Source organism: Haemophilus sp. SZY H53, assembly GCF_054332375.1.
Map to the genome: position 1 here is coordinate 346785 of NZ_JBTGNV010000001.1, position 23947 is coordinate 370731.

The 23947-nt window shown below is 38.1% G+C and carries 26 protein-coding genes; 8 read left to right on the top strand and 18 right to left on the bottom strand.

Annotated features, from left to right (window positions below):
• Window positions 1-78: 78 nt before the first annotated feature.
• From ACXVWB_RS01750 to ACXVWB_RS01805, 12 genes are all read right to left on the bottom strand, one after another.
• Window positions 79-1035 (bottom strand): SlyX protein, encoded by a 957-nt coding sequence (locus ACXVWB_RS01750; protein ID WP_289902283.1) that lies wholly within the window; start codon window positions 1033-1035, stop codon window positions 79-81.
• 95 nt (window positions 1036-1130) lie between these two features.
• Entirely contained in the window at window positions 1131-1316 is a 186-nt protein-coding gene (locus tag ACXVWB_RS01755) for a hypothetical protein (RefSeq protein WP_289902284.1), read from the bottom strand.
• 95 nt (window positions 1317-1411) lie between these two features.
• On the bottom strand, window positions 1412-1708 hold the full coding sequence (locus ACXVWB_RS01760; RefSeq protein WP_289902285.1) for a hypothetical protein: 297 nt from the start codon (window positions 1706-1708) through the stop codon (window positions 1412-1414).
• A gap of 238 nt (window positions 1709-1946) precedes the next feature.
• Complete coding sequence (locus ACXVWB_RS01765; RefSeq protein WP_289902286.1) at window positions 1947-2234, bottom strand: hypothetical protein; 288 nt, start codon at window positions 2232-2234, stop codon at window positions 1947-1949.
• Window positions 2231-3898 carry a terminase large subunit gene (locus ACXVWB_RS01770; protein WP_289902287.1) on the bottom strand — a complete coding sequence of 556 codons (1668 nt, stop codon included), beginning with the start codon at window positions 3896-3898 and terminating at the stop codon, window positions 2231-2233. The genes ACXVWB_RS01765 and ACXVWB_RS01770 overlap by 4 nt, the downstream gene beginning before the upstream one ends.
• A 6-nt stretch (window positions 3899-3904) precedes the next feature.
• The gene (locus tag ACXVWB_RS01775) at window positions 3905-4282 is read right to left on the bottom strand and encodes a phage terminase small subunit P27 family (RefSeq protein ID WP_197555701.1); all 378 of its coding nucleotides are present in this window, start codon (window positions 4280-4282) and stop codon (window positions 3905-3907) included.
• A 108-nt stretch (window positions 4283-4390) separates the two neighbouring features.
• Window positions 4391-4747 carry an HNH endonuclease signature motif containing protein gene (locus tag ACXVWB_RS01780; RefSeq protein WP_289902288.1) on the bottom strand — a complete coding sequence of 119 codons (357 nt, stop codon included), beginning with the start codon at window positions 4745-4747 and terminating at the stop codon, window positions 4391-4393.
• A gap of 16 nt (window positions 4748-4763) precedes the next feature.
• On the bottom strand, window positions 4764-5075 hold the full coding sequence (locus ACXVWB_RS01785; RefSeq protein WP_065285338.1) for a head-tail connector protein: 312 nt from the start codon (window positions 5073-5075) through the stop codon (window positions 4764-4766).
• Window positions 5062-5403 (bottom strand): phage head closure protein, encoded by a 342-nt coding sequence (locus ACXVWB_RS01790; RefSeq protein WP_289902289.1) that lies wholly within the window; start codon window positions 5401-5403, stop codon window positions 5062-5064. Before ACXVWB_RS01790 ends, ACXVWB_RS01785 begins: the two co-directional genes overlap by 14 nt.
• Window positions 5396-6622: a phage portal protein gene (locus ACXVWB_RS01795; protein WP_289902290.1), complete on the bottom strand. Its 1227-nt coding sequence runs from the start codon at window positions 6620-6622 to the stop codon at window positions 5396-5398. Before ACXVWB_RS01795 ends, ACXVWB_RS01790 begins: the two co-directional genes overlap by 8 nt.
• Before the next feature lies 1 nt (window position 6623).
• Entirely contained in the window at window positions 6624-7190 is a 567-nt protein-coding gene (locus ACXVWB_RS01800; RefSeq protein ID WP_289902291.1) for an HK97 family phage prohead protease, read from the bottom strand.
• Between the two features lie 45 nt (window positions 7191-7235).
• Window positions 7236-8426, bottom strand: a complete 1191-nt coding sequence (locus tag ACXVWB_RS01805) for a phage major capsid protein (protein ID WP_289902292.1) — start codon at window positions 8424-8426, stop codon at window positions 7236-7238.
• Window positions 8427-9090: 664 nt separating this feature from the next.
• On the opposite strand from ACXVWB_RS01805, the gene ACXVWB_RS01810 reads away from it, so the two are divergent.
• The 6 genes from ACXVWB_RS01810 (at window position 9091) to ACXVWB_RS01835 (ending at window position 17229) form a co-directional block, all read left to right on the top strand.
• A complete protein-coding gene (locus ACXVWB_RS01810; protein ID WP_458485192.1) occupies window positions 9091-11334 on the top strand; it encodes a TonB-dependent siderophore receptor in 2244 nt (747 codons plus the stop codon).
• 65 nt (window positions 11335-11399) lie between these two features.
• Complete coding sequence (locus ACXVWB_RS01815; RefSeq protein ID WP_458485193.1) at window positions 11400-13160, top strand: ABC transporter ATP-binding protein/permease; 1761 nt, start codon at window positions 11400-11402, stop codon at window positions 13158-13160.
• A 139-nt stretch (window positions 13161-13299) separates the two neighbouring features.
• A complete protein-coding gene (locus tag ACXVWB_RS01820) occupies window positions 13300-14823 on the top strand; it encodes a lipopolysaccharide biosynthesis protein (protein WP_458485194.1) in 1524 nt (507 codons plus the stop codon).
• Window positions 14820-15776, top strand: a complete 957-nt coding sequence (locus tag ACXVWB_RS01825; RefSeq protein WP_297569666.1) for a polysaccharide pyruvyl transferase family protein — start codon at window positions 14820-14822, stop codon at window positions 15774-15776. Before ACXVWB_RS01820 ends, ACXVWB_RS01825 begins: the two co-directional genes overlap by 4 nt.
• A complete protein-coding gene (locus tag ACXVWB_RS01830; RefSeq protein WP_049355771.1) occupies window positions 15776-16519 on the top strand; it encodes a YdcF family protein in 744 nt (247 codons plus the stop codon). Before ACXVWB_RS01825 ends, ACXVWB_RS01830 begins: the two co-directional genes overlap by 1 nt.
• Window positions 16520-16566: 47 nt before the next feature.
• Entirely contained in the window at window positions 16567-17229 is a 663-nt protein-coding gene (locus ACXVWB_RS01835) for an NAD(P)H-dependent oxidoreductase (protein WP_297569689.1), read from the top strand.
• Window positions 17230-17271: 42 nt separating this feature from the next.
• Here ACXVWB_RS01835 and zevB read toward each other — a convergent pair whose 3' ends face one another.
• Window positions 17272-18249, bottom strand: coding sequence for a zinc transporter permease subunit ZevB (gene zevB, locus ACXVWB_RS01840; protein WP_297569663.1), 978 nt, complete (start codon window positions 18247-18249; stop codon window positions 17272-17274).
• A gap of 4 nt (window positions 18250-18253) precedes the next feature.
• Complete coding sequence (gene zevA, locus ACXVWB_RS01845; RefSeq protein WP_289902300.1) at window positions 18254-18886, bottom strand: zinc transporter binding subunit ZevA; 633 nt, start codon at window positions 18884-18886, stop codon at window positions 18254-18256.
• 347 nt (window positions 18887-19233) lie between these two features.
• Here zevA and ettA point away from each other — a divergent pair, with 347 nt between their 5' ends.
• Entirely contained in the window at window positions 19234-20904 is a 1671-nt protein-coding gene (gene ettA, locus ACXVWB_RS01850) for an energy-dependent translational throttle protein EttA (protein WP_289902301.1), read from the top strand.
• A 55-nt stretch (window positions 20905-20959) separates the two neighbouring features.
• Complete coding sequence (locus tag ACXVWB_RS01855) at window positions 20960-21316, top strand: SirB2 family protein (RefSeq protein ID WP_289902302.1); 357 nt, start codon at window positions 20960-20962, stop codon at window positions 21314-21316.
• Between the two features lie 47 nt (window positions 21317-21363).
• Here ACXVWB_RS01855 and yciH read toward each other — a convergent pair whose 3' ends face one another.
• From yciH to ACXVWB_RS01875, 4 genes are read right to left on the bottom strand one after another with little or no spacing between them, the layout of a single operon-like run.
• Window positions 21364-21684: a stress response translation initiation inhibitor YciH gene (gene yciH, locus ACXVWB_RS01860; RefSeq protein WP_289902303.1), complete on the bottom strand. Its 321-nt coding sequence runs from the start codon at window positions 21682-21684 to the stop codon at window positions 21364-21366.
• A gap of 1 nt (window position 21685) precedes the next feature.
• Window positions 21686-22378, bottom strand: a complete 693-nt coding sequence (pyrF, locus tag ACXVWB_RS01865) for an orotidine-5'-phosphate decarboxylase (RefSeq protein ID WP_458485195.1) — start codon at window positions 22376-22378, stop codon at window positions 21686-21688.
• 21 nt (window positions 22379-22399) lie between these two features.
• A complete protein-coding gene (gene lapB, locus ACXVWB_RS01870) occupies window positions 22400-23578 on the bottom strand; it encodes a lipopolysaccharide assembly protein LapB (RefSeq protein WP_458485196.1) in 1179 nt (392 codons plus the stop codon).
• The gene (locus ACXVWB_RS01875; RefSeq protein ID WP_049355779.1) at window positions 23578-23871 is read right to left on the bottom strand and encodes a LapA family protein; all 294 of its coding nucleotides are present in this window, start codon (window positions 23869-23871) and stop codon (window positions 23578-23580) included. Before ACXVWB_RS01875 ends, lapB begins: the two co-directional genes overlap by 1 nt.
• Window positions 23872-23947: the final 76 nt, after the last annotated feature.

Consider the following 23947-nt stretch of genomic DNA (forward strand, 5'->3'; position numbering starts at 1 on the left):
GGAGGTATTAGAAAGGATTTTTTAGGGTGGCAAAATCTATATAGATCCAAAACGAATCTATATAGATCTCTTGAAGGGTTATTTGATTTTATTTGCTTTGCTGAATTTATCTCGTAAATTAGCTTCACTTAATCCAGTATAACCTTGATATTGTTCACTAATATAAACTATTAATTCTTCTTGGTTACCAAAGCTATTTTCAGACAAACAAAGTTCTTTTAAGGCTTGTATAAGATTTAAGTAAGAAGTTTCAGATTTTCCAGAAATTTCTCTACTGCTTTCCCCTATCTTTTTTTGGAATTCTTCAATTTGTTTATTTTTATCACTAATTTGATTTTTAAGTTTCTGAATTTCTTCTTGCTGTTCATAACTTTCATCAATTACGGAAAATAATTTCAAAAATGAGATCATATCCTCGTGAATAATATAAATATCATCTAAATAAAGCTCTGTTCTGTTTTCGTAAATAGGCAAATGAAGATAAAGCCCAGAAAAGGTGTTTACATAAATATCAGGGAATTCCTCTATATAACCACGCTCTATTAGCTCTAGGGTATTGTATGGTTCGAATACTTCCTTAGAGAGAGGAAAATAACCATTAAAAACAAGATTTCTAAAACGGTCTAGTTCTCCGGTATAAAGCTTTATTTCATCATTTTTAGAAAAGTAGTCAGGGAGGTAGTAGGCATCATTTAATATAACATCAATACTAAAATAAATATTATTTAGTTTTATTCTGTAAATTTCAAAGTTTTCGTTGTGTTCTATTTCTGGCTTTGTTTCCCTTTGGCTAAATTGTAAAAATATTTCTTCATTTCTAATATTTAGCGTTTTATTATGTGGAATTTCCCGTTTATTTACGCTATCTATCTTATTAATTCGCCCTTCAAGATGAATTGAAGCTTGTAAATCACCTGATTGAATATATTCTAATAAATCGTATTCTGAAATATTAATATTGTAGTTTAATGAGATATATTTTACCGCATCAGTGATTGAATATGCCTTTTTAGGCAAGAACTTTTGATTCGACATAAACGCCCCTTTCGCATTTGTCCTTATTGGTAGGAGCGCACCAACAAGATAAGGTTTCTTGCTTTCGGGGATCAGCCTAGATGCGCTTTATTTGGTTATTCAGCTATTGTAATAGATTCAATTTCCCATCTATTGCCTTTATAATTTTTTTGCAGAAATTTTACAGCTTTCGTTCTAGCGTCTGTTTTATCTACCGCATTTATAGAGATGGTATCGCTATCTACTTCATTTCCCATACTATCTATTACAAAAAAACTAAGTATATACTCTTTATTTTCCATATCTGGCCTTATTTTTCATACTCACGGAGATATTAGTTAGCATAGTTTCTTTATTGCGATTGCTACTACTAATTATTGTTCCGGGAATGAATGATTTACTTTCTTATTGTTTTTTTCAAAAGTTGTTGAATGATTGGGCGCTGTAACTCTTGTTTAGACCATTCAGCTAATTTTGTCGTTTGTTCTATACGTTTTTGTTCTGCTCTTAATTTATAAAGTTGATAACAAAAATATGTAATAGCTAATATTGCACCGATCAATATAGGTAATTTTAAGATTGGCCAAAAAAAGTAACCTAACAGGATTACAAAAAGGCATATTGCTAAAAAGAGTAAAAAATCTAAAGCAGAAAACACAAAGGAATCAAATGCAGCGAAGACAGATTTAATCATATTAACCCCTTTTAATATTTTGATTGTTTATTGTTCTATTTTATCAAAGTTTAAATGCGGTAAGCTACGTTTATTTCTTATTTTTACGCTTAGATTATAATAACTTCGCTACAAAATTGTAGTACGTACCCTAAAGCCTTTTTTAGGGAAAATTTTAAAAATTAGCAATTTGATAATATGTTCGTGCGATGTAGTCACGTATAAAAAATCCCCACGTTGTGAAACGTAGGGATTTATTTTATCTTCTTTTCGCAATTCTTCTTTCGGCCCTCTTCATATCTTCAAGATTTTTGTGCGCAATATGGTAAATTGTTTCTAACACTTCCATATTAGGGCTATTCTGTCTGCTATCTATTTCACGTTTTGCTGCATTACATTTACACTTTAAAACATAAATAACCTCTTCTATTGGATAAGGTTCATTGTCATCATATAAGCTAATAAAAGTGAAAAGTGCGGTAGATTTCTTATAGTGTTTCACTGCCGCTATTAGTAAGTTCTGTTTTGCCTCTTTACATCTAATCATATATCCAATCCGTTAAATTCTTCTAGTGCCTGTTTGTGTTCGTCTGATAGTTCGAAAATTAAATCACCGTATTCAAGTTGATAAGTGCCGAAAGACATCAGGAAGGCGACTGCTGGGTCTATCTTGTTTGCGGCTTTCTTCTTGTTCGGTTTAATATTGGCGTTCGCGTCTGTTTCCATAACTACATTTGATAAAGCCCACGCAAGCACCGGATCGCCGTTGTGTTCTATCATCTGTCTGTTTATTAAAACTTCCGCACTTTTTGCCACTGGGCTAAATCGTTGGTATGTTTGCGGGAATGGCTCTACTTCAAGCCCCGCCGCTTGTAATTGTGTTCGTAAATGGGTTGCGTTCCATACGTCAAAGCCTGTCATTTTGATATTGAAACGTTCAGCATCTTTCAGAATATCATCTCTGATTTTATCGTAGTCGATACAGTCGCCCTCTGTGGCAATTAGCCAACCACTGCGCACCCAGTTTCGATACATTGCGCGGTTTTTATTTGCCACGTTGTTAAGTTGGAATTCGGGAATGTAGTGCCGTGTAAACAATCTAACTTTGTTTCCGTGTGGGAATGTATAACAAAGGCTTGTTAAGTCGTTGGTACTTGATAAATCTAGCCCTAAATAGCAATCTTGATGAAGTAAATCGCTTTCAGTGTACTTCCGTTCGCATTGCGCCCAGTTTCCATCACCTAGCCACGGCGTAGAGCCTTGACACCATACATTAAAGCGCTTAGTTAGCATTTCTACCCATTCGGACGGAATACCCCTAGCCTTCTTGATAGTGTTCTCAAAATCAAGGTAAGGAATGGATTTACCTATATTCGGATTTGCTTTTATCCAGTTCTCTTGATTGTCGATTTCGCTTTCTTCGTCTAACTCAAAAATCAACACAAATAGGCTTTCATTCAGCTCATTTCCTTCAAGGATCTGAGCGCAATAATCATAATGCTGTTTACAGGCTGAAATAACGTTACTTCCCGCTGTTGTAATAGCAAAGAGTAAACCTTCAGGGCGTGCGCCTTGCCCTAGCTCTAACGCACTATATACGCTGTTGTCCGTGTGTAGGTGATATTCATCAACAATCGCTAAACTAGGGTTAGTTCCTTCAATGGTTGAAGATTTTGCGGCAAGCGGCCGCATAATGCTATTGTTCTTTGGATTGATTAGCTTGTGTTGCTGAATGTTAAGGCGTTTTTTCAATGGAGTTGAAAGTAAGCACATTTGACGAGCATCATCAAATACGATTCTCGCCTGATCTCGGCTTACGGCTGCAGTATAAATATCTTGTTGCCCACCTTCTACCAATAAAAACCAATTAGCCAGTACTGCCGCTACTGTCGATTTAGCATTTTTTCGTGCCACTTGAACATAAGCAGAACGATATTTTCTCAATCCAGTATCTTTCCGTTTAAAGCCTAATAGGTTAGCAAATAGAAACACTTGCCAATCAGAAAGAATAATAGGTTCACCGCGCAAATGCCCTTTAACGTGTGGGCATAATTTAGAGAAAGCCAAAAACTTATTTACCACACCTTCATCAAAGAAATAAGCGGGGTTTGCTAAATCATTAAAATAGCGTGCTACAGCTTGTTTTATTTTTTTACAAGCTACTATTTCTCCAGATTGAACTTTTCCCGCATACTCATGCCAAATCACCATTTTCACCTACATTGTAAGCACTTGATCAAACATATCTGTAGTTTCAACTTCAACCGGATTTTTTCTGCGACTTACTGGGTCAAAGCCTAAAAGCGAGGACATTTTCACCATCACTTTTTCAGCATCTGCTTTCGCTGACAGTGCGGGGTTTCTTGATTGCGTACCTTGGCTATTTACTATTGAAAAGCCGTTTTTATGAATATCCTCAACTGCAGCACGGAAAAGAGAGTAATTCACGCAATATAATTCCAGGTGAATTAAGTCCGCATCTTGAATATCACCACGTTCAAGAAGTTGTGGAATTCGTTCTTTCCATACTGCTTTAGCGATTGGATCTAAAAAACTCGGTGGATTATGCGTTTTTTTCTTGTTTTTTGTTGTCATTGTATTTCCTTATTTTCAAAAAAATTGCCTTGCGTAAAAATTTGTATAGGGGGGCGGTTCTGACGGCTTGAGCCTTTCTTTTTTAAACTGCCCCCACCCATCTAATCATTATTTTTTCGCTCCATATCCGCGTTGGTCTATTACTCGTGTTTTGTAACTGTGACAATTTCGGCATAAAGCTTGATGATTAGATTCAACCCAGAATAGAGGGTCTGCCTGTCCATTCTCTACTGGCTTTATATGATCTATCACCGTTGCGGGTGTGTAGATTCCTTTCTCTAAACACATTACACAAAGCGGGTGAAAGCGTAAGTATTGCGCGCGGTACTTGCTCCACTTATGGTCATATCCTCGCGCGCTACTGCTTGCTCTTGTGTCTTTTGGCTTATGTTCTTCGCATCTACCGGACTTTACTTTGTTTTTACAGTTAGGATAGCTGCATCGTCTTAGTGGTTGATAAGGCATATCGATTACTAAATTCTTAGTAAGCGCACGGCTCACGGTAAACATCCCATAGAGATTTAACAGTCATGGGGATAAGCGTTTGAGGGGCATCCGTTGTTATTTCTCGGTTACTGTATAAATGCCCGATATACATTAAGCAGCCCACTTTTATAGCTGGGGTAAAAGGAACGGTGTTTTCTGTTTCTTCATTACCGAAGGTTTTGCCTATATGCTTTTGGCATACTTCAAAGGCTGCTACCTTATAGCTTTCGATTAAGTCATCATCTAAATCATGATCTACGTTTAAATGCTGCTTAATTTCTTCAAGCGTTAAATCAGTTTTTTCCATTGCTTACCTCTTTACAAATAAGTTGTAATTCCCTGTGTGATTCCTTGCTATCAATGATGCTGGTTATTTCTAAGTTGCGATTACCGTATTTCACGCGCATTGTGTTATCCACATTCGTTCCGTATCTAATACGGATTCGCACAATGTTTTCATTGGTTATGCTTGCGCTAGCAAAGAACTCTCTACCCTGTAACGGTTCAACTGCTGCGCGTATATTCGCAACGGTTTTCCACTTACTTATAAATCCGCCATAATCATTAGTTTCGTTTACTTGTTTTTGTAAACTTATCGCCTTGTTATATTTACCGGCTCTAATCATTCTAGGCATCGTTCACCTCGTTTTCGTTTACGCTATCATTGCGTTTAACTTCTACGGTTTGTTTCCATGCTTGACTAAATTCATCACCGCCAGCATAAGGCGGCAAGCCTTCACGTCTGCGTACTTCGTTAGGTGACATTACGCCCGCTTTAATCGCCACATCGTAACTATTGAAACGTTCGTTTTGACTGGTGCGGAGTAAGTCGCTTGTGTCAAACTCGATTAAGTGCCGTTTCTTGCTACTGCTCGTTAAGTCAATCATTAAGGCATCTTTAAGCTGTTGTTCAAAGTTAGTCAGCCATGGGCGTAAGGTTTGTGATAAGAACGCTCTGCTGGCCTCACTGAAATTCGCATAGCTACTATTGGAATAATCTTGTAGGAAAATCGGGCTTATATTGTAGATTCGAGCTATATCGGAAATTGTGAAGGTTCGACTTTGTAACCATTCGGCATCTTGGTTTGTCATGCCTAATTGTTTGTATTCCATTGAGCCTTCAAGGATTGGTGTTTTCCCCGCGTTCTTCGCGCCTTTGTAACGCTCTAAGGCTTTCACTGCTTTCTGTGCTTTCGCATCGTCTAACCATTCAGCCGTTGAAATTAGTCCACTTGCCATCAATCCGTTTTTCATGATTGCTGCACCGTGTCGTTGTTGTGCTAAACCTAGCCCGATAGTTTCACGGCAAACTGTCACAGGTGAACGCCCCATAAATCCATCAAGGGAACTATGGCGTAGGTGTAACATTTCATCTTGAAGATAGTTTCTAGTTACTCCGTTTAAGTCCGTTACTTGGTAAATATGTTCGCCTGTTACTTTACGGAAGATATTTACTGCGCTCGGCTGGTAAGGTGTAAGGCTTACAGGTTCGCCCTTGTTATTCCACTCAATCACCGCATAAGCATTACCAGTTAGCAAACAATGGCGCATCATCGTATATTTAAACTGGTAAGGCGTTTGATTTCGGTTAGGCATTTCATTTAAAAGATATTCAACCGGATGACGGTAGATTCTTTCTCGCCCATCTTCTTTCAGTGCGTACAGATAACAAGGCATAGATGCTACTGCCTCGGCAATCACTGTTACGGCGTTCATAACCGCTGGTAGAGCCTCTGCCGTTTGCGGGCTGACATATTCACCCGCGCCAGTATTATTTACGCCCATGTAAGATAGGAATTCATCAATAGTGATTGGTTCGCTGCGTTGCTCTTTTCGTCTAAAAGGATTCCACATATTACGCCCCCATTACATCAACCCACTTGCTTAAAAGTGCGGTAGATTTATCTTGCGTTTTTTCTTTAGCGGCCACCATCGAACGCTTAGCGATTTCTACACTACTTTCCGGATAGGCTGGAACGCTTGTTACTGTAACCTCAAAGAGATCTGCTTTAATTACGTTTCTTTGGTAAGGCTCTACATCAAATTTCCATTCTTCTTCAATAGCTCTGAATCCGAAAGACATCCCTGTAATATCACCGCGAGAAACGCTAACTAATAAATCTTTTCCGATTGTTGTATCGGGCGGAGTTAGTTCAAAGCGTAAGCCGATTGAATCTTCTTCTAGCTTTAATGTTCCCGCACTTGTTCGACCTAGTAACTTGGTGTAGTCATGTTCAAAGAGTGCGCGCACATCTTCGCCACTTGCTAGGCTGTCACTGAAAGCTTTAGGCGCAAAGGATTCCACAAAATCACAGCAAAGCACTTGTGAAGGGCTATTCCATTTCACCGCATAACCGATTAGCTTTTGATTTTCTTCATCGGCTGAAAGTGTTGCGGAGCGGATTTCAAATTCTTTATTCATATTTCACCTATTAAGCAAAAAAAGGGGCTTTCGCCCCTCTATGATTTATGCTGTTGTTTCAATCACTTTGATTGCGTTTGAATCTACTACGCCACCGCCTAAATATTTATCGGTGTGTACTTTATAGAATCCAGGTTCGGTTAAGTTGTCCGGACGGGTTCGCACGCCTGTTTCGTGGTCGATAATGAAATATCCGCGCTTGAAGTCACCGAAGGCAATTACTGCTTTGTTTGCTCCGCCTGTCGGCATTGTTTCTAAGAAGTGGACTGGGCGACCTAATAATGTTGCTGGGGCATCGGTTGTTAAACCATCGCGCCAGATATAATCGCCGTTTTTGTTTTTAAGTTTTTGTAATGCTGCTGCAATCGTTGATGACATCACCCAAACCGCATTTTTACGGTATTTGCTATGAAGTGTATAGAACGCATCGATTAAAGTATCTGCATCAATCTTCGCTACGCCTGCTACTTCAATTTTTTGAAGTTTGCCAAATTGGCGTACTTTGTCATCTTCGGTTGTGCGTTGGTAGGTTAAGAAGCCTTTTGATTTTTTGTTACCATCACCGGAAGTTAAATCGGTTTCTTCTGTTTCTGTGAAGGTTTCAGAAATTTCATCAGTTAGCCAACCTAAAACATCAATGCTTGAGAAGTCTAAGATTTCTTGTGTAGTCTTAGGATAAGCATAGATTGAATTTAAAGCGATTGTTACTTCATGAAGTTTCGGGGTTGCTGTGCCGTTGCGTGCTGTGCCTTCTGTGCCGTGTTCTACTGCTGCACCACCAGCCGATACTAATTTCTTGTATTCTTTCGCTCCAACCGGTAAGCGTACTACGTTACAAAGTTGGCGCATTACGCTATCGTCTGTTAAGCGTTTCATTACATCTTTGTCTAACTGTGGGATAACTGAATAGCCGCCATCTTCACCGTTAGCCGTAGTTAAATTGCGAAGTTCACCAGTTTTAACATAATGGCGTAACTCATCATTTGAAAGTTGTTTCATGTTGCGTTGTTCTACCTGTTTAGTTTGAGCATCTAGGCTACGTTCTTCATCTGCTACGGTTTCGTACTTGCTGATTTCATCTGTCATCTGTTTGACTAAATCTTTCAGCTTTTCAAAATCTACTGATTCAGATTCATTCAATGAACGATTTTCTTTTTCTGCTTTTTCAAGCATTGAACGCATTTCTGCGACTTTTTCCGCCTTTTGTTGGCGTAACTCAATTAGTTTTTTAAACATATTCATCTATTCCTTATGAGATTTCTTAGTCTAAATTTAGACGACTTTCATTAAGTCAAAATATAATATATAGTGTTTTTATTATTAAATAAACACATTATTTTTCAATAGTTTAGTTGCGTTTAGATACGGTAAGTTAAGGTTGTTTGATTGCTTAAATTTTGAACAGATAGAGAGTAAATATTCTGTATTGAGATATCTTTTTTTGATTGGTGAACAAAGGTGAACAATGGTGAACAGTTGGTGAACAATAAAAAAGAATATAACTATATAATAAATAAAGAGTTTTAAGGGTTGGTGAACAAGGTGAACAGTTTTTCTATAAAATTTTTAACACACGGCTTATTAGTGGTATTATGGCATCAGAAACTATTATTGATTTGTGGTGAATTTGAATTTTAGTAACAAGCTTAGTAACAAGATTTTAGACTTTAAAAAATAAACATTAAAAATCAATATACTACAAGTGAATTCGGGTTCAGCTAGTGCACCATCTTGCAATCCCAAGCTTTTTAGCTTGGGATTTTTTCTTTTTATCCCCTACTTAATTTGAATGGATACTTTCTAAATGAATCACTCATACAAATGAAAATAATTTTCATTGATTAACGAAAACGTTTTCGCTATACTTGCGCCTCTTTTATTATCTATCGGGATAGCGATTATGAATTTTAAATTAAGCCTCATTTCAACCGCACTTTTAACCAGTTTTTCAGTTTCAGCATTTGCGGAAACTGAACAACCAGTAAAAGCAAACACTGAAACGCTTGAACAAATTAATGTTCAAGATACAGGTATTAAACAAAATGGTTATCAAACGACAGGGACATCCGTCGTATCAAAAGCTGAAGTGCCTGTATTCGATACGCCAAATACTGTCAATATCCTTTCGACTAAATTATTAGAAGATCGTAAACCTGAATCACTCATTGATGCGCTTTATAACGTCAGTGGTGTAAGCCAAGCCAATACGCTAGGAGGTATGTTTGATGCCATCCAAAAACGTGGTTTTGGTGGAAACCGTGACAACTCAATTATGCGTAACGGTTTACAAGCTGGCCCAGCAAAAAACTTTAGTGCGACAACTGAAACCGTTGAAGTGTTAAAAGGGCCTGCATCTGTACTTTATGGTATTCAAGATCCAGGTGGTGTGGTTAATATCATTACTAAAAAACCACAACAAACACCACGCCATGTTATCGGAGGAACTTTAGGTAATCATAGCCTGTGGGGAACACAATTAGATTTCACTGGCGGTTTAGGAAATGGTTTTGCTTACCGCTTTATCTATGACAAACAAGAAAAAAACTACTGGCGTAATTTTGGCAAATTAAAAAATACGACTTATGCGCCATCACTTTCTTGGGAAAATGATAAAACTAAAGTGCTTCTTTCTTATGAACATAAAGATATTCTTGAGCCATTTGATCGTGGCACAAACCTTTTAACGGCGACGAATGCCTTACCGGACATTCCTGTATCGCGTCGTTTAGATGAACCAAATAACGAAACAACCGCAAAAACCGATAATATCGATTTCAAAATTGAACACAAATTAAGTGACGGTTGGAAATTAAATGCGGGTTACAGCTATGCTCGTTATAAATATTTCTATAACCAAGCACGTATTACAAATATCAATGTTAAAGATGTTGCGATCCCTGCTATTAAAAATAAAAAGGGCGAGATTACCTCTCCAGAATTAAGCGCTCGTCATGTACGCCGAGCTATTGAGCAACAACAAGGCGATCAACGTGTTCATAGTGGCACATTAAATATCGTCGGTGAATTTGGTATTGGTGATATTGCTAACCGTTTTGTAGCCGGTGTGGATGTTATGCGTAATATCCGCGATATTGGACCTATTTATAACCAAGGTATCATGAGTTCTGATATCAATATCGATCATCCAAATTATACCAATCCGGTTGCTAAACATAAAAACGGTAACGGCAACGCTTACCAATATAACCATCTCAAAACTGTTGGTGTTTATATTCAAGATACCGCTTACTTTACAGATAACTTTATCATGACAGGTGGTTTACGTTATGAGTACTTTGATCAATTTGCGGGACGTCATTGTTTAAATGCTGCAAACTGTAAAAAAGGCCAAAATCTAACAAGAACAGGAAATACTGATCAGCACGATGGTAAATTATTGTATCAATTAGGTGCCGTATATAAATTTACGCCACATATTGCGACATTTGCTAACTACGCTGAGTCTTTCCGTCCACAAATGAGTGTTGCAACACCTGTTAGCGGCGATTTAAAACCAGAACAAGGTAAATCTTTTGAAATTGGTGCAAAATACGAAAACTCTGGCTTCAATGCGACACTTGCATTATTCAATATCACCAAACGTAATGTGGCTGAAGCCGTTGGTTCGGGTTCAAGTGCGCAACTAAATATTGTGGGCAAACAACGTTCTCGCGGTGTAGAATTCGATCTTAATGGTCAAGTTACTGATAACCTAAGTGTAGCGGCTAACTATACCTACACCAAGGTAAAATCACTTGAAAATGAGCGCTATCCTGATGCGGTAAATCAACAACTTTCAGGTGTACCAAAACATCAAGCTTCTCTATTCTTAGCTTATAACGTAGGTGAATTTGATTTTGGTAACATCCGTGTTGGTGGTGGTGCTCGTTATTTAGGTTCTTGGCATGCTTATAACAGTGATTACACCAAAGCATACAAATTACCTCATGCCGTGGTATATGATGCCTTTATTGCTTACGATACCAAAATCTCTGGCAAAAAAGTGTCTTTCCAACTTAACGGTAAAAACTTAACAGATAAAACTTACTATCCATCTACCTCTGGTAACGCAACAAACACGTTAATCCCTGTTGCATTAGGTTATGGACGTGAATTTATCTTCAACACGAAAGTTGAGTTTTAATTGAGCGCACAATACGAGGGCGAATCATTTCGCCCTTTTTTCGTTTTTTACTTTATGGATAATCAATGAATTGGCAAACTGAACTTAACTCAAGTTTAAGCTGGATTTTGACTGCACTTTTCTGGGTGATTGTATGCTTTAGCGTGACGACACTCGCACTCAAACAAACCACATTTGGTCAAAAGTTTTGGCATATTGCATCCCCTTCGATTAATCGTCGTAACAGCATCAAAATCATCCTTATGCTACTGGTATTGTTTACGATGATTTTGCTAGAAGTGCGCTTCAGCGTGCTCAACTCTTTTTTCTATAATGGGCTTTATAGCTCCATGCAGGAATTAGATGCGGATAAGTTTTGGTTCTTTGCAAAACTAAATGCCCTCTTAGTATTGGTACAAGTTATCCACTCTATCGCCGATTATTTCTTGCAACAAGTATTTGAAATTCGTTGGTTGGAAAGCCTAAATAAAGTCCTGGTTAAACGATGGTTAGAAAATAAAAAATACTATCGTCTTAAATACGAAAAAGAGCTACCCGATAATATTGACCAACGTATTGAACAAGATGCTCGTGAATTCATCAGTAGCACTGTCACTATTGTACGTGGCATGATTAATTCTGTTCTGACCACCATTGAATTTACTATCATCCTTTGGTCTCTCTCAGGCGTATTAAGTCTTTTTGGATTAAATATCGAAAAAGGTGTTGTCTTCTTTATTTACGCCTTTATTATCCTGGCAACATTAATGTCTGTATGGATTGGTCACCCTTTGATCAAGTTGAACTTTAACAAAGAAAAACTCAATGGTGACTACCGTTATTCTTTGATTCGAGTGCGGGATAATGCGGAAAGTATCGCTTTCTATCAAGGCGAACTGCAAGAACAACACTTATTGAAAAACAAATTTGCTCAAATCATTCATAACCGTTGGGCAATTGTATTGAGAATGTTGGGATTAGACGGCTTTAATGGAAGTGTCACGCGCGTTGCAAAACTCTTACCGTTAATGCTGCAAGCACCTCGTTTTTTCACTGGACAAATCAAACTGGGCGATATGCACCAAACTGTGCAAGCATTTAACCGATTAATGACCGCCCTTTCCTTCTTCCGTTTGTTCTATGAAGAGTTTACGCTCTATCAAGCGCGTTTAAATCGTCTTTATGGTTTTATGACAAAGTTGGATGAATTAGATCATTTAGAGGTTCATCAACCCATGAAATGTTCTAACCGTGTTGCATTATCAAATTTTGGTATTAAAGATGACCAAGGCAGATTGTTGCTTAATAACTTAAATATTGAATTAAAAAATGGGGATGCTTTATTAATTCAAGGTCCATCTGGCACAGGGAAAACATCGCTATTAAAAGCGATGGCGGGAATTTATCCTTTTGAGACTGTTGGTTTGGTGGAACATCCTTGTGTGACCAGTTTATTCTTACCGCAGCGTCCTTATATGCCACAAGGTACGTTACGTGAAGCGATTTGCTATCCGGATATTGATCCTTATCATCCTGAATTGGAAAAAACACTGGCTGACTGTTGTTTGGATAAATATCTTCATAGCTTAGATGTAGATAACGATTGGCAGGCAATTTTGTCGCCAGGTGAATTACAGCGCGTGGCATTTATTCGGATTTTACTGACGAAACCTGAAGTGGTCTTTTTAGATGAAACCACATCAGCACTTGATGAGCCAACCGAGTACCTCCTTTATAAAACAATTAAAGAGCGGTTACCCAATATGATCATTATGAGTGTGGGTCATCGTGGCACATTGCATCAGTTCCATAATAAGCAACTAGATTTGGCAGTCTGCATCGTCTAAATAATAAAAGGCTAAATTTATATTTAGCCTTTTCTTTTTTTTACTAAATACGATTGAACTTAGAAGAAGTCTCTCAAGGCTTGCTACACATCCCAATCCCCCCTATAATTCCCCCAATTTTTCTAATTTCATTCTCACAATGTCAAATAAAACCATTGCCAAAAATACGCTATTTCTTTACATCCGAATGCTCTTCAACATGGGGGCGATGCTGTATATCTCTCGTGTGGTATTGCAGGTATTGGGTGTGGAAGATTTTGGTATCTACAACATTGTGATGGGTGTGGTGGTCTTATTTTCCTTTTTTAATGGCACAATGACGGCCACCACTCAGCGTTTTATTAACGTAGAAAAAGCCTCGAATGACATTCAACGTGTCAATAAAGTCTTTAATATTAGCATCTTAAATCACCTACTCATTATTTTTATCGTATTCGTGTTAGCCGAAACCGTCGGTTTATGGTTTTTAAATCACAAATTGGTGATCCCCGCTGAACGCTTGCAAGCCGCAAATATCGTTTACCAATTAGCATTAATTATTGCTCTTGTTGAAATCATCAAAGTGCCATTCAATGCCATGATTGTTGCCCATGAGAAAATGGGATTCTATGCTTGGTTGGGATTAGGTGAAACCATCTTAAAACTGACTTCTGTCTTTATCTTAAGTCATATCACACATTACGATAAGTTGGTTACTTATAGCTGCTTATTGCTTTCAGTCAGCTTAATTGTGCTCTCTCTTTATGTGTTATTCACTAAATATTATTTCAAAGAGGCTGCTCGTTTCCGCTTATATAAAGATTTAAGCAAAACTAAAGAAATGGTGAGTTTTTCCGGTTGGATGCTCATGGGGCAAGTTGCCTATGTGGGTTCGACCCAAGGCTTGAATATGGTGTCTAACTTATTCTTTGGTGTCGCAGTCAATGCAGCTGTCGCTATTGCGACTCAGGTAGAAGGTGCCGTTTACAGCTTTGTAAATAATTTCCAAATGGCCGCTAATCCACAGTTGGTTCAGTCTTATGCAGCAAAAGATTATGATCGCAATCGCCAATTAATTCTTGGTATTTCAAAATATTCACTTTATTTAATGGCGATTCTCTCGGCACCTGTATTGTATTTCACCCATACCTTACTGACATTTTGGCTAGGCGATCATCTTCCGCAATATACTGAACAACTTGTACAAGCTATTATTGCTTGCTTACTAATCAGTGCAATGGCTGGCGCATTTTGGATGAGCGCATTAGCCATTGGCACATCCACCGTAAAACAATACAATATCATCGTCGCGTTAATTGATCTTTGTACGGTACCATTGGCTTATTATTTGTTTACTCTAGGTTATAATCCAGTATTTGCCTTTGTGGGTAAATTTAGTACGATGATCATCTCACAAATCTATCGATTATATTTTATTAATAAAAAAATTAAATTTAACCAAAAAGAATTTGTCTCATATTTAGTGAATGTCGGCGTGGTGTTTGGTCTGCTATTAGGTATCATCTATATATCCGATACCACCCGCAGTTATTCTTTATTGGAATTTATTGGACAATCCATCATCTTAGAAATGGTATTAATCTGTGTCATCTTAATCTTCGGATTAAACACAGCAGAAAAAAATTTCTTGTTTAGCTATTTAAAGAAAAGAGTAAAAAAATGAATCAACTCCTTATTGATTTAAAAAACAAACTGAATCCTATTGTTGAACTGATCAAAGATAAAAACGACGTATTTTATTTTGACTACCCGCTTCATTTGAATGTGGGCGATTTATTGATTTATCACGGAACCGAGCAATTTTTTAAAGATCACCACATTAATGTGACCTTAAAACGCTGTGAATACGATTTAGATCTTGAAGAAGTCAAAGCAAAAATCACACCGAACACCACCATCCTTTTACATGGTGGCGGCAACTTTGGCGATCTTTATCCACAGCATCAAAAGATCCGTGAAGAAATGGTAACGCATTTCCCAAATAATCGTATTATTGTGCTTCCACAAACTGCTTATTTTAAGCACGAAGAAAATCTGCAAAAATCAGCCGCACTTTTCCGTAACCACGGTGATTGCCATTTACTGGCGCGTGACGAAAGAACAGCGAATTTATTTGCACAATTTTCTGATCATGTTTATTTATCGCCCGATATGGCGCATCAGCTTTATGGCACGATGGAAACCAAGCAAGGCACAACGGGTGAACAACTTTATTTCTTGCGTAAAGACATTGAAGCAAGTGATGTAGAAAAAAATATCTTAGCGCAACTGCCCGCTAACAGTAATGTAAAAGACTGGGAAGACATTCTTTCAACCGAAGATGATGTTGTTTTAGCATTAAGCTGGCGAATCAGTAAAATAGCGAACAAATTTGGCTTAGGTTGGTTGAAAAATCTTTGCCATCAATTCTGGTATGCCTATACTCAACGCATTGTAAAACGTGTTGCGCAAGTATTCTTAGCAAACGACAAAGTGACCACGACTCGCTTGCATGGCCATATTTTCTCTTGCCTATTAGAAATCCCAAATCGTGTTTGCGATAACTCTTATGGTAAAAATAGCAGCTATGCAAAATTGTGGACCAAAGCGTTGGATTTTGTTGAATTGGATAAATGATGTTTGAATTGAAAAAACTCATTACCGCTATGATTCTTCCCCCATTTAATATTTTAATTTTGTGGGGGCTGTCTCTTATTCTAGCTAAATTCAATTTCAAAAAATTAAGCCGAATTTCGACCGCACTTAGTTTCTCACTACTCTATCTTTTAAGTATCCCTTACACGGCACAAGTACTTAAAGATAGTCTTATCACTGAAGATCATTTAACGCTGCAAGATTACCAACAAGCTCAAGCGATCGTTTTACTTGGCGGTGGCTTGCGTGATAGCAAAGAACTTTATGCGCCATTAGCTTCAACCGCTATTCAACTTGAACGCTTACGCTATGCAGCATTCTTGCAAAAAGAAACGCACTTGCCATTATTGATTACAGGGGCGAGTCCAACTGGCGCCATTGAGGCAAAAATCGCCGCTGAAGAACTCCAAAACTTCTTTAATGTGCCAACCAAATGGATTGAACCTAAAGCACTTACTACTAAAGAAAATGCGCTTTTCACCAAGCAGATATTGGAAAAAGAAGGTATTCATAAAATTATTTTAGTCACTAATGAATGGCATATGCAACGTGCAAAATTATTATTCCAACAACAAGGCTTTGATGTGTTACCTGCAAGTGTAGGTGAAGGCATTACGCCCGACAGTTACGGACTCAATATGATGCATTTTATTCCGCAAGGTGGCGCAATTACGAAAAATATGCAATTACTCAAAGAGTGGATTGGATATTGGAAAGAGCGCTAAAGTGCGGTCAAAAGATTACAAATTAGATAATGTAAAGAGGAAAAAACATGAATCAAATTACACGCGAACAAATGCTTCAAGTATTCGAAAATCGCTGTTCAACACGTTATTACGATCCGAATAAAAAAATTAGCCAAGAAGATTTCGCAGCAATTTTAGAATTTGCTCGTTTATCACCAAGCTCCGTTGGTTCTGAGCCATGGCAATTCTTAGTGATTCAAAATAAAGCATTACGCGATAAGCTCAAACCTTTTAGCTGGGGCATGCAATATCAATTAGATGATTGCAGCCATTTAGTCGTCATTCTTGCGAAGAAAAATGCGCGATATGACACGCCTTTCTTTCGTGATGTTGCGGTGCGGAGAGGTTTACAAGGCGAGCAATTAGAAAAAGCCTTGGAAAAATATAAAGGCTTACAAGAGGTTGAAATGAAAACCGCAGAAAGCGAGCGTGCATTATTTGACTGGACAAGCAAACAAACCTACATTGCATTAGCCAATATGCTAACGGGTGCTGCCGCTATCGGTGTAGATTCTTGCCCTATTGAAGGCTTTAACTATGATAAAATGAATGAAGTTTTAGCCGCTGAAGGTCTCTTTGATCCAAATGAATGGGGTGTATCCGTGGCCGCAACATTTGGTTATCGTGCGAGAGACATTACCAAAAAATCTCGTCGACCAATTGAGGAAATCGTCACTTGGGTTGAATAATCTATTTTCAAAGAAAGGGGGCCGCAAACGCTGCCCTTTTCTTTATCCACCAAATAAGACTGCCCCACCTGTTACAGCCCTCATCGTGCCATATAACAAGCTTAGTGCAAAAAAGATCATCATTACGCCCGCAATACATTTGATCATGGCTTCGCCTTTTTGATTAGAACCCGCTAAACCATACCAATGGCCTAAGCGAGTCGCGACATTTCTCGCATAGCGAACTAACGCTGCAAAAAGCGAAAGCATTAATCCTGTCCCCAAAGACATGGCAAAAGTAGCTAAAATTCCCCACCAATAAAGATCCAGCATATAAGCGAGAAAAAGCACAAAAATGGCGCCACTACACGGTCGCATACCAATAGTTAAAATCACTAAGAGTTGAGATTTTAAATCACCCGATTGCTTAAGCTGTTGATGATTGGGTAGATGTTGATGTCCACAACTACATTGCGCTTGGCTTGCTTTTCCTGGCTCATATCTAAATGGCGAAGCTGCTCCAATCTGTTTCGGTAATGATTGAATCGATGTGATACGAAAAGATTGTTTTTTCTTCAAGCCTTTCAAACCTTGAGCAATCCAATAAAGCCCTAACAACAATAATAAAATCAGAGCGCTACGCTCCAGCCATAGCTGACTAAGTTTAAAATATTTTGAGGAAAGATTAAGTATCACCACCACAATAGAGGTTGCTGCGACTGCGACAAAACCTTGCATGAGAGAGGAAAGTAAACTTAAGCGTACGCTGGTTTTAAGTTGGCTTTCGTGAGTGGAAAGATAACTAGCGATAATAAATTTCCCATGCCCAGGGCCTAATGCATGTAATACACCATAAGAAAAGGCGGCAAAAATTAACCACAATCCTGCAGTAGATGAATGTGCTTGAATTTGGTGCAGATTTTCAGAAATCAGCTGATTAAAGGCTTTTTGCCAATCGGCTACTTGCACAAAAAGCCAAGGTAACAAGGCGAAAATAATCGCCAATAAGCCAATAAAAAGTGCGGTCAGTTTTAACTTCATTTTTTTATTCACATTTAATTTTTACTTTCTGTGCAAACAATACACCAAGAGAGTTATCTTCATTTTTTTGAGATTTATCCAATGATGAAGCGTAGGATTTAATTTTTTCATCCACATTAGCTTCGAGCACTTCCCCTTTGCAGTTTGCAGGAAGTGCTGAAAAATCAACCGCTCTTTTTTCTGTTTCTACATAACGCATTGCCACATAATAGGTTCGGTCATAAGTCATCAGCGTAAATTCATTATTTTGCAAAGGCTGTGGTTGTGCCAAAAGAAAATCAAAATAATATTCCACCTCATTCCCTTTAACACGCATGCCATAATTTTCAGGCTGTTTTTTATATTTAATTTTATGATTTTCTTTGTCAAAGACATAACTAAAGTAATGCTCATTTACAACATTTGCCATTACTTCATCAATGAGTTTTTGTTTAGCTGCTTTATCCCCTTTCGTCTGCATCACATCATACAATACGGCTGAAGAGCTAGCTTCATCCAGTAGCCATTGGGTTGAAAAACCAATAAGTTGATTATCTTTCACTAAGGGTTTGGTTTGCATATCAATAAAGGCGTGAGGATGAGCAAAAACTGAAAAAGGAGAAATTAGTGATAATCCAAAGAGTAATTTTTTAAACATAAATAAGAATAAAGTGGGCTAAATAATTGAATAGACAGATTTTATCACAAGTAGTTCCTAATCAAAATCGAATAAAAATCGTTCTAAACGTAAAAAATTCTGTGATTTTCTTGATTTGCATCAACAAATTATTCATTCGCATTTCCATTATAACTGAAATTTATGTACTATTTGCCTCGTCAAGTGATTGCTTGATATTCATAAAGTTCCTAAATAAAATAATCATAAATATAGCTAAACTACTTTCCTACCACCCTGCATGGGTGGTTTTTTTTACCTTTCAAATAGCTTATTCCCGAAACATCAAGTAAAATAACCGTACTTTTATTCACAACATAGAGAAAATAATGTCAACGCAATTTGTATATACGATGCATCGTGTCGGTAAAGTGGTGCCACCGAAGCGCCATATTTTGAAAGATATTTCTTTAAGCTTCTTCCCTGGTGCAAAAATCGGGGTGCTCGGCTTAAATGGTGCAGGTAAATCAACCCTCTTACGCATTATGGCGGGCGTGGATAAAGAGTTCGAAGGTGAAGCTCGTCCACAACCAGGTATCAAAATTGGTTACCTTCCACAAGAACCGAAACTTGATCCACAACAAACTGTACGTGAAGCGGTAGAAGAAGCCGTTTCTGAAGTAAAAAATGCACTGACCCGTTTAGATGAAGTCTATGCACTTTATGCTGATCCTGATTCAGATTTCGATAAGTTAGCCGCTGAGCAAGCAAACCTTGAAGCGATTATTCAAGCGCATGATGGACATAATTTAGATAACCAACTAGAACGTGCAGCAGATGCATTACGTTTACCGGATTGGGATGCAAAAATTGAGCATTTATCAGGGGGCGAACGTCGTCGTGTCGCACTTTGTCGACTATTGCTTGAAAAACCAGACATGCTCTTATTAGACGAGCCAACCAACCACTTAGATGCAGAATCTGTAGCATGGTTAGAGCGTTTCTTACATGACTACGAAGGTACCGTTGTGGCGATTACCCACGACCGTTACTTCTTAGATAACGTTGCTGGTTGGATCTTAGAGCTTGACCGTGGTGAAGGTATTCCTTGGGAGGGCAATTACTCTTCTTGGTTAGAGCAAAAAGAGAAACGTTTAGAACAAGAACAAGCCACTGAAAACGCACGTCAAAAATCGATTGCAAAAGAATTAGAGTGGGTTCGTCAAAATCCTAAAGGCCGTCAAGCGAAAAGCAAAGCGCGTATGGCGCGTTTTGATGAGTTGAACTCTGGCGAATACCAAAAACGTAACGAGACTAACGAACTCTTTATCCCACCTGGTCCACGTTTAGGTGATAAAGTGATTGAGGTAGAACATCTCACTAAATCCTACGGCGATCGCACTTTAATTGATGATTTATCATTCAGCATTCCAAAAGGTGCTATTGTGGGTATTATTGGGGCGAATGGTGCGGGTAAATCGACCCTATTCCGTATGCTTTCAGGTCAAGAACAACCAGATAGCGGCTCAGTGACAATGGGTGAAACGGTAGTACTTGCCTCTGTCGATCAGTTCCGTGACTCAATGGATGATAAGAAAACCGTATGGGAAGAAGTGTCTAACGGACAAGATATTCTCACGATTGGTAACTTTGAAATTCCAAGCCGTGCCTATGTTGGCCGATTTAACTTCAAAGGCGTGGATCAACAAAAACGTGTGGGCGAATTATCAGGTGGTGAACGTGGACGTTTACACTTGGCTAAACTTCTACAACGTGGTGGTAACGTACTGTTATTGGATGAACCGACCAATGACTTAGACGTTGAAACTTTACGTGCGTTAGAAAATGCGATCCTAGAATTCCCTGGCTGTGCAATGGTGATTTCCCATGACCGCTGGTTCTTAGACCGTATTGCGACTCATATTTTAGATTACGGTGATGAAGGTAAAGTAACGTTCTACGAAGGTAACTTCTCAGACTACGAAGAGTGGAAAAAGAAAACCTTAGGTGAAGCCGCAACACAACCACATCGTATTAAATATAAGCGTATTGCAAAATAAGCAATTAAAGTGCGGTCACTTTTGACCGCACTTTCCTTTTACATCTGGAGTGATTATGTTAGTTTATTTGCACATTGTTTGTGCATTTTTAAGTTTAGGATTATTAATTATCCGTGGGGGAATGCAATTAAGTGGGAAAGATTGGCGAGCGATTAAACTGCTAAAAATTTTACCGCACTTAGTTGATACACTTTTAATTGCCAGTGGCTTAACGATTTTCTTCTTGGTCGGTTATCAGTTACAAAGCTGGCTCATCATGAAAATCATCATGCTTGTGCTTTATATCTTCTTCTCGGCTAAATATTTTAGTCGCAAAGCTACAAATCCAAATAATGCATTTCTGGCATTTGCTGTATTAAGTTTCTTGGGCGCAATTTTCTTTGCTTACCAACCAGACTTCATGGTAAGTTAATCATAAAAAAATCCATCTTCAAGTGAAGATGGATTTTTTGTTTTATCTTAGCTACCCGCTAATTTTACTTTAAACCCTTTTTGTTCTAAAAGTTGTTTAAGTAAATCACGTTTTTCGCCTTGAATCTCAATATTGCCGTCTTTAACTGAACCACCACAACCACAACGCTTTTTAAGTTCAGCCGCTAACTTTTTCAATTCATCATCTGATAAATCTAGCCCAGTAATCACTGAGACGCCTGAGCCTTTTCGACCACTGGTTTGTTTTTGTATGCGAACCACTCCATCACCTTTAGGGCGTTGTACCGGCTGCTTTTGCGCTTTAATTCGACCAACTTCGGTAGAATAAACTAAAGTACTCTCTGTCATATTACAAAAGTGATGCATTAATTGAACGAAGCACTTCTGCTGGATTTTCAGCTTGAGTAATTGGGCGACCAATCACCAAATAATCAGAACCAGAACGAATAGCCGCAGCAGGAGTCATGACGCGACGTTGATCACCAAAATCACTTCCAATTGGACGAATCCCCGGTGTGATTAATTTAAAATCAGGACCACAAGTATTACGTAAAATCTCTACTTCTTGTGGTGAACAAACGACGCCATCTAATCCTGCTCGCTGTGTTAAATGCGCAAGACGTAAAACATGTTCAAGCGGTGAAGAATTAATACCGATTTGTAATAAATCCAAATCTTCCATACTGGTCAATACGGTTACTGCAATTAATAAAGGCGCATCTTTTCCATAAGGCTCGAGAATTTTCTTCGCCTCTTCCATCATTTTTAAACCACCGCTAGCATGGACATCCACCATCCATACGCCTAAATCAGCCGCAGAACGCACGGCTCTTGCCACAGTATTCGGAATATCATGAAATTTTAGGTCGAGGAAAACATCAAATTGACGCTCGTGTAATTGTTTAACGAAACTGGTTCCCAGTGTGGTAAACATCTCTTTACCTACTTTTAAACGGCATAAGCTTGGATCAATTTGATCCACGAGGGATAGCGCTTGTGCTTCCGTTTCGTAATCCAATGCAACGATTACTTTACTATTCATAATTTTACCTCACTGTGTCAATTAATTATGTTCAGGTTTAATGGACTCCCACTCTTTACAAGAAGGACAATTCCACATCAATTTGTGAGTTTGGTAACCGCAATTTGCACAACGATAACCAAAATCTTGTCTAATCCTCTCACCAACCATCTTATGTAGCAAAATTAGGCTTTCTTTGCCTCGACCTTGCTCAGCATCATCAATTTGAAATTGGATAAAACGATGGAAAATAGATATACTTGGGTGCTTTGTTAATTGTTGATAAAGTTTTGATTGTGCTGCACTTTTACCATCTTTCTCTTCAATCACACTTGCTAACATTAAATCGACTTTAGTATTGTTAGCCTGCTGGCTAGCTCGAATCAAGAATAACTCAAAGTTATCTCTCTCCCCTAATTCATCATAACAATATTTGAGCGTTTTCAGCACTTCACCAATATAAATTGGATTTTGATTAAGAATATTCTCTAAAAACTGAATAGCTTGGCGATAGTTTTTATTGGCCATTTCTAAATCAGCAAGTAGCATTGATGTTCTCACACTGGTTGGAGATACATTCAGCGCTTTTTGTAGAATACTGCGTTTTTCGACCGCACTTTCAAGTTCACCGCTTAAGGCATATTCACAATAACATTGTGCTAATTCCACATTATTTTCTGTAGGTGAAATCTTGGCAAGCTTCTCTGCGATATTAACCGCTTTTTTCCATTCTTTTACTTTTTGATAAATCACCAAAAGCTGTTGCAGTGCATTTTCAGCAAACTCTGGTTCATCCACCATAATGATGTAAAGCGCTTCAGCACGGTCATAAAAACCTACCGCCATGAAATCCTTGGCAAGTTGCTGTTTAGCTAATAATTTTTGTTCGAAAGAATAATTAGGACTACGATCGAGGGCTTGATGGATCCGCAAAGCACGATCCACTTCGCCTCGAGAACGGAAAAGATTACCGAGCGTTAGCTCTGCTTCAAACTGTGAGTTGCTTTCAATTTCATTTTCTGTTTCTTGTTTTTGCAGCATATCAAGAAACAAATCAACAGCTTTATCCGTTTGATTAGAAAGCAAAAAATTCACCCCCGTGACATAATCACGGGAGAGTTTATTAGTCATATCTTCCTGATCTTTCTTGGCACTCCGATGCCCCATATACCAACCGTAAGCGGCGGCTATTGGCAGAAGCAGAAAGAGTAATTCAAGCATTATACTGCCTTATCGCGAGTAGTCGTTAATTCGTTAATTTGTGATGTTTGACGTTTAACTTGACGCGCTAACGACATATTTTTGAATTTTAATTTTAAGTAGAAGAATCCAGTAATTAACCAACCTAGAATCAATCCAATGCCAAATAAAATTGCAACCAATGTTGAAAGTTGTAATTGACTTTCGGCAACAATATAATTAAAAGTAATGACTTGATCATTATTTGCCCCAATAGTTATCGCAACTAATACGATAGCAAACACAATAATAAGTCCAAGAATATATTTAATCATCACAATCTCCTTATTAAGAATAGTTTCATTATGCCAAAATTTATAATAAAAAACGACACCTAAGTGTCGTTTTATT

What these genes read in the sequence shown, in the direction of transcription:
- ACXVWB_RS01750 (WP_289902283.1), bottom strand. Translation starts at nt 1,035, where the DNA reads ATGTCGAATCAAAAGTTCTTGCCTAAAAAGGCATATTCAATCACTGAT.
- ACXVWB_RS01755 (WP_289902284.1), bottom strand. Translation starts at nt 1,316, where the DNA reads ATGGAAAATAAAGAGTATATACTTAGTTTTTTTGTAATAGATAGTATG.
- ACXVWB_RS01760 (WP_289902285.1), bottom strand. Translation starts at nt 1,708, where the DNA reads ATGATTAAATCTGTCTTCGCTGCATTTGATTCCTTTGTGTTTTCTGCT.
- ACXVWB_RS01765 (WP_289902286.1), bottom strand. Translation starts at nt 2,234, where the DNA reads ATGATTAGATGTAAAGAGGCAAAACAGAACTTACTAATAGCGGCAGTG.
- ACXVWB_RS01770 (WP_289902287.1), bottom strand. Translation starts at nt 3,898, where the DNA reads ATGGTGATTTGGCATGAGTATGCGGGAAAAGTTCAATCTGGAGAAATA.
- ACXVWB_RS01775 (WP_197555701.1), bottom strand. Translation starts at nt 4,282, where the DNA reads ATGACAACAAAAAACAAGAAAAAAACGCATAATCCACCGAGTTTTTTA.
- ACXVWB_RS01780 (WP_289902288.1), bottom strand. Translation starts at nt 4,747, where the DNA reads ATGCCTTATCAACCACTAAGACGATGCAGCTATCCTAACTGTAAAAAC.
- ACXVWB_RS01785 (WP_065285338.1), bottom strand. Translation starts at nt 5,075, where the DNA reads ATGGAAAAAACTGATTTAACGCTTGAAGAAATTAAGCAGCATTTAAAC.
- ACXVWB_RS01790 (WP_289902289.1), bottom strand. Translation starts at nt 5,403, where the DNA reads ATGCCTAGAATGATTAGAGCCGGTAAATATAACAAGGCGATAAGTTTA.
- ACXVWB_RS01795 (WP_289902290.1), bottom strand. Translation starts at nt 6,622, where the DNA reads ATGTGGAATCCTTTTAGACGAAAAGAGCAACGCAGCGAACCAATCACT.
- ACXVWB_RS01800 (WP_289902291.1), bottom strand. Translation starts at nt 7,190, where the DNA reads ATGAATAAAGAATTTGAAATCCGCTCCGCAACACTTTCAGCCGATGAA.
- ACXVWB_RS01805 (WP_289902292.1), bottom strand. Translation starts at nt 8,426, where the DNA reads ATGTTTAAAAAACTAATTGAGTTACGCCAACAAAAGGCGGAAAAAGTC.
- ACXVWB_RS01810 (WP_458485192.1), top strand. Translation starts at nt 9,091, where the DNA reads ATGAATTTTAAATTAAGCCTCATTTCAACCGCACTTTTAACCAGTTTT.
- ACXVWB_RS01815 (WP_458485193.1), top strand. Translation starts at nt 11,400, where the DNA reads ATGAATTGGCAAACTGAACTTAACTCAAGTTTAAGCTGGATTTTGACT.
- ACXVWB_RS01820 (WP_458485194.1), top strand. Translation starts at nt 13,300, where the DNA reads ATGTCAAATAAAACCATTGCCAAAAATACGCTATTTCTTTACATCCGA.
- ACXVWB_RS01825 (WP_297569666.1), top strand. Translation starts at nt 14,820, where the DNA reads ATGAATCAACTCCTTATTGATTTAAAAAACAAACTGAATCCTATTGTT.
- ACXVWB_RS01830 (WP_049355771.1), top strand. Translation starts at nt 15,776, where the DNA reads ATGTTTGAATTGAAAAAACTCATTACCGCTATGATTCTTCCCCCATTT.
- ACXVWB_RS01835 (WP_297569689.1), top strand. Translation starts at nt 16,567, where the DNA reads ATGAATCAAATTACACGCGAACAAATGCTTCAAGTATTCGAAAATCGC.
- zevB (WP_297569663.1), bottom strand. Translation starts at nt 18,249, where the DNA reads ATGAAGTTAAAACTGACCGCACTTTTTATTGGCTTATTGGCGATTATT.
- zevA (WP_289902300.1), bottom strand. Translation starts at nt 18,886, where the DNA reads ATGTTTAAAAAATTACTCTTTGGATTATCACTAATTTCTCCTTTTTCA.
- ettA (WP_289902301.1), top strand. Translation starts at nt 19,234, where the DNA reads ATGTCAACGCAATTTGTATATACGATGCATCGTGTCGGTAAAGTGGTG.
- ACXVWB_RS01855 (WP_289902302.1), top strand. Translation starts at nt 20,960, where the DNA reads ATGTTAGTTTATTTGCACATTGTTTGTGCATTTTTAAGTTTAGGATTA.
- yciH (WP_289902303.1), bottom strand. Translation starts at nt 21,684, where the DNA reads ATGACAGAGAGTACTTTAGTTTATTCTACCGAAGTTGGTCGAATTAAA.
- pyrF (WP_458485195.1), bottom strand. Translation starts at nt 22,378, where the DNA reads ATGAATAGTAAAGTAATCGTTGCATTGGATTACGAAACGGAAGCACAA.
- lapB (WP_458485196.1), bottom strand. Translation starts at nt 23,578, where the DNA reads ATGCTTGAATTACTCTTTCTGCTTCTGCCAATAGCCGCCGCTTACGGT.
- ACXVWB_RS01875 (WP_049355779.1), bottom strand. Translation starts at nt 23,871, where the DNA reads ATGATTAAATATATTCTTGGACTTATTATTGTGTTTGCTATCGTATTA.